We start from the raw sequence: 3749 nt of genomic DNA, 5'->3' as shown, positions 1-3749 counted from the left end.
CCTTACGTGTACCCAGCGCAAGGGCCTTAAGCGACAGCCTTCTCATCCCAGAGATACAACGTGTGCATGCGCAGAATTTCTCGGTCTACGGCATCCGCAAAATGTGACACGCGATGAACCGTGAAGGCTTTCATATCGGCCGCGATGTCTTCCCTTCGATAAGCTCTGAAGTGTGATGCTCGATACAGACTATTAGCTCATCTTCAGCTGCCAGATGTGAGAATGTCAGGCGCCAGCTCTCTTGTGCGTGTTGCCGGGGCTGCCGTGCGGGTTCGTGTATCGTGACGTGGCGCACCTTTAATCCACGGTAGTGCCGCATCGGGTTCGGCGCTCGTTCTGCTAGCCGTGCTCGCCCTTGAACTTCGACTGCCTGGAGGCCGCAGATGAAGCTTTTTAAGTTGCCGATGATTTGGAGAAGTGGCGACTTCAGGAGAGTCTGGGTATCCAATACTTGCCTGAGTATTTCGCAGGCTATTGCAACGTTTGCAGCGTCCGTAGGGATGATAAATGTCCTCGACGCATCGCCGTTCGAAGCAGGATTGATTGCACCGCTAAATAGTATTGGCCCATTAATGTTTGGATTATTTGCTGGGGTTGCAGTTGACAGAATAGGACGGCGACGAACGTTAATTGGTACGTCGTGGATACGAGCCGGCCTATACAGTATCCTGGTTCTATTGTTTGTCATTGGCTATTTATCGCCATGGCAAGTGCTGCTTGTATTGGGGATTATTGGACTAACCGAAACGTTCTCGAGAGCAGCGCAGACGTCTATTATTCCAAATATAGTGGGACGCGAGAATGTGGGAGATGCTGCTGGTTCCCTGATGGCATCTGAGCAAGTCGTGGCTCTGGTGGGTCCAGCTGCTGGCGGGTTATTGGTTCGGTTGATTCCAGCTCCTCTGGCGTTTGCGGTTAGCGCGACGGCACAGTTTGTGTCTGGAGCTAGTCTGATAAAGGTAAGGAAAGACCCTTGCCCGGACCCGAATGAGGCTTGGCCAAAAGTATCCTCGGCTATCAAAGAAGGGTGGGAGTTCTTAGTCGGACATAAGTTACTTTTGGCGCTCGTATTAACCACCTCTGTTAACAATGCGGCAGCCGGATTATATCAGGCTGCGGAGTCGTGGTTTATTTTAAAGGATTTAGGGATCGCTCCGGAGTTATTCGGAATAGTGTGGTCGCTGAGTGCTGTTGGGGGCGTGGTTGGAGCTGTCGTTGCACCTGGATTGGGCCGGAGGATTGGGCCACTTAGAGCGATGTTTGTGGCTAGCCTGCTCGTGCCGATAAATTTTGCTATTATTCCTTTGTCTGTTCTGGCTCCAGAAATGGCTTTAGTGAACATATGGATTTCATTTACATTATTTGGGATAACTCTTGGAATGTTATCAGTAAATAGCTCTAGTGTTATTGCTATGATCACTCCTGATGAATTGATGGCTCGTGTTTCATCTACTCGTAGGGCTATTACTCAAGGGATGCTGTTGCTGGCAGGAGTTGTTGGTGCGACTTTGTTGGCTACGGTAGGTGCGCTAGTAACTCTCTGGATGGCTGTGGGTGTTGCACTGCTTCAGTGTGTGTTCCTACTGAGAGCTGGGGTTCCTCGGCGTGGAGTACCGTCTGCAGAAGAGCTGCCCGAAGATGAACCTGGCGCCGAGGTCTGGTGCGGGAGGAAGTGACAGTCCCTGTTAGGTCGCGAGGGCCAGGTCCTTGCTCTTCATCGTCTTCCGCTGATTTGAAGCCAAAATGGTGTTTGTTCCGTGTTTTTCAGTGATTCCAGTTTTAGGGCACTCGGGCCTCTCTGTCAGGGGCGCACTCGCGTGGTAATAACACTTTCCAAAATAGCTGTCCAAAAACGATCGTTTTTGAAACGAACGGCGAACCCCGGCGACACGCCGGGGTTTGTTGTTTCAGAAACGTCTTTCAAAACCGAAACGTTGCACAACCTGGCTGTGTACCGTTTTTGATATGGCAGTCATTGGATACGCGCGAGTGAGCACGCGCGAGCAGAACCCGCAGGCGCAGGCGGCCGAGTTGCGCGCGGCCGGAGCCGAGAAGATTTTTGCTGACCGGGGGGAGTCGAGCCGGGAAGCTGCGCGGCCGCAGTGGATCGCGTGCAAGGCGCAATTGCAGCCGGGGGATACGTTGGTCATCCGCGCCCTGGATCGCGTGGCAGGTGAAGAGCGGATGGCCATTGAGATTATCCGTGAGCTGGGGGAGCGCGGTGTGAGGATCAAAAGTCTTACCGAGCCATTCTTAGACGTGGACATATCTACGCCGATGGGCGAAGCCATTGTGGGCATTATGGCGGTCATGGCGCAGCTGCGCGTCTCTATGATCCGAGAGAACACCAAGAGGGGTTTAGCGTACGCGCGCGCTCAGGGGAGAGTCGGAGGGCGGCCGCGCGTTATGGATGCAGACCGCACCGCGACGGCGCGGCAGCTGCGCGAGGAAGGGAAAAGCTATGCGCAGATCGGCAAGATTCTTGGTGTCAGTGCAGCGAGTATTTACCGGTCACTATCGAGTGAAAACCCTTGATCCACAATGATAACTAATGTCATATTTGAAGTGAGGAAATGTTTGTTTCGAGGTTTAGGAGGTTGTTATGAGCCAGCTAGTGGAACGTCCGCAGCATGATGAAATGCGTGCGCAGTTGTTGAAAGCTCGGCAGCGTGTAGAGGTTGATGCGCTGGATTACAAGCGTACTTTGAAGGCTGCTGCTGGTGGGATGACTCAGCGTGAGATGGCGGCGTTGCTGGGTATGTCTCAGCCAGCGGTGGCGAAGGCGTTGCAGCGTGCCCAGGCTGTACCGGCTGTGGTTGGTGAGTTCAACGCTGCAAGCCCTTATGAAGTGTGCCAGCGGTACGCGGCCGGGTTTATTGATCGTACCGAAGTGGTGCGCCAGTTGGTTGCATGGCCGTATAAGCCGACCCCCTGGGCGAACGAGTACGGCGAGTATGAAGAGAGCATGGACGGAACCTGGGAAGAGGTTGTCGAAGCGGCCGATAACGGCTTGATTGACGATGCGATCTACGATGAAGTTTTGATGAAGACGGCTGATTAGGTAGCGAGCAACCGGAGGGTGAATCGTTGGCTAACGACGAATTGATAGAACGACATTACGCGGCGCTGCGTCAGGTGCTGGCTGATCCTGATATGAACCCGCGAGGGCCATATGCCACGATCAGTCAAGAGCAGTATTTCGACAACAGCGGAGCGCGGCCGCGCAGCACGAGCGAGCGGCGCGCGCTGCATCGTCAGTGGATTCAAGAGGTGATTGATGACGCGGCTAGGCGCGGTGAAATCAAGCACGAGGGAAGAGCCATTGTGATGGCTGGACCGCCCGGAGCTGGTAAGGGAACCGTGCAGCGGGAACGCTTGAATGATGTTCCTGGTTATGTTCAGTGTGACCCGGATATGTTCAAAGAGAAGATCATTCAGCATGAGCTGGACAGTGGCAATCTGGATCGTCTGAAAACTCCATTGGTGAAAGAACTTGAAGCCCAAGGGTACACGTTCGCACCCATGGAGTTTGCTGCGTTAGTGCATGAAGAATCTTCCATGCTCAGCCGTAAGCTGCAAAAGGCACTGCGCAAGGATGGCACGAACTGAAGCGTCCTGGGTTTAGTTTCGCTTCTTTTACGGCCCTGTGTTGATGGGCTGGGTGAGATAGTACTCGGTTTCGACTTCCTGTGGGGTGGCGTAGTCCAAAGCTTCGTGAAGCCGCTTAGTGTTCCACCAATGCACCCACC

At 53.7% G+C, this 3749-nt stretch carries 4 protein-coding genes; all 4 read left to right on the top strand.

Annotation, left to right across the window (positions count from 1 at the left end):
* Window positions 1-383 precede the first annotated feature (383 nt).
* The 4 genes from MHJ63_RS09795 (at window position 384) to MHJ63_RS09780 (ending at window position 3609) form a co-directional block, all read left to right on the top strand.
* Window positions 384-1676: an MFS transporter gene (locus MHJ63_RS09795; protein WP_239447310.1), complete on the top strand. Its 1293-nt coding sequence runs from the start codon at window positions 384-386 to the stop codon at window positions 1674-1676.
* Window positions 1677-1965: 289 nt separating this feature from the next.
* Window positions 1966-2535 (top strand): recombinase family protein, encoded by a 570-nt coding sequence (locus MHJ63_RS09790; protein ID WP_275436218.1) that lies wholly within the window; start codon window positions 1966-1968, stop codon window positions 2533-2535.
* A gap of 67 nt (window positions 2536-2602) precedes the next feature.
* Window positions 2603-3061 carry a MarR family transcriptional regulator gene (locus MHJ63_RS09785; RefSeq protein ID WP_239447308.1) on the top strand — a complete coding sequence of 153 codons (459 nt, stop codon included), beginning with the start codon at window positions 2603-2605 and terminating at the stop codon, window positions 3059-3061.
* A 26-nt stretch (window positions 3062-3087) separates the two neighbouring features.
* Complete coding sequence (locus MHJ63_RS09780; protein WP_239447307.1) at window positions 3088-3609, top strand: hypothetical protein; 522 nt, start codon at window positions 3088-3090, stop codon at window positions 3607-3609.
* The last annotated feature ends 140 nt before the right edge of the window (window positions 3610-3749 follow it).

The organism is Pseudoglutamicibacter albus (assembly GCF_022346425.1).
GTDB lineage: Bacteria > Actinomycetota > Actinomycetes > Actinomycetales > Micrococcaceae > Pseudoglutamicibacter > Pseudoglutamicibacter albus.
Note: the sequence above shows the minus strand (reverse complement) of the source record. Positions and strands in the feature narration are given on the sequence as shown.

Excerpts from the sequence above, each read along its gene's own strand:
- MHJ63_RS09795 (WP_239447310.1), top strand. The coding sequence starts at position 384 with ATGAAGCTTTTTAAGTTGCCGATGATTTGGAGAAGTGGCGACTTCAGG.
- MHJ63_RS09790 (WP_275436218.1), top strand. The coding sequence starts at position 1,966 with ATGGCAGTCATTGGATACGCGCGAGTGAGCACGCGCGAGCAGAACCCG.
- MHJ63_RS09785 (WP_239447308.1), top strand. The coding sequence starts at position 2,603 with ATGAGCCAGCTAGTGGAACGTCCGCAGCATGATGAAATGCGTGCGCAG.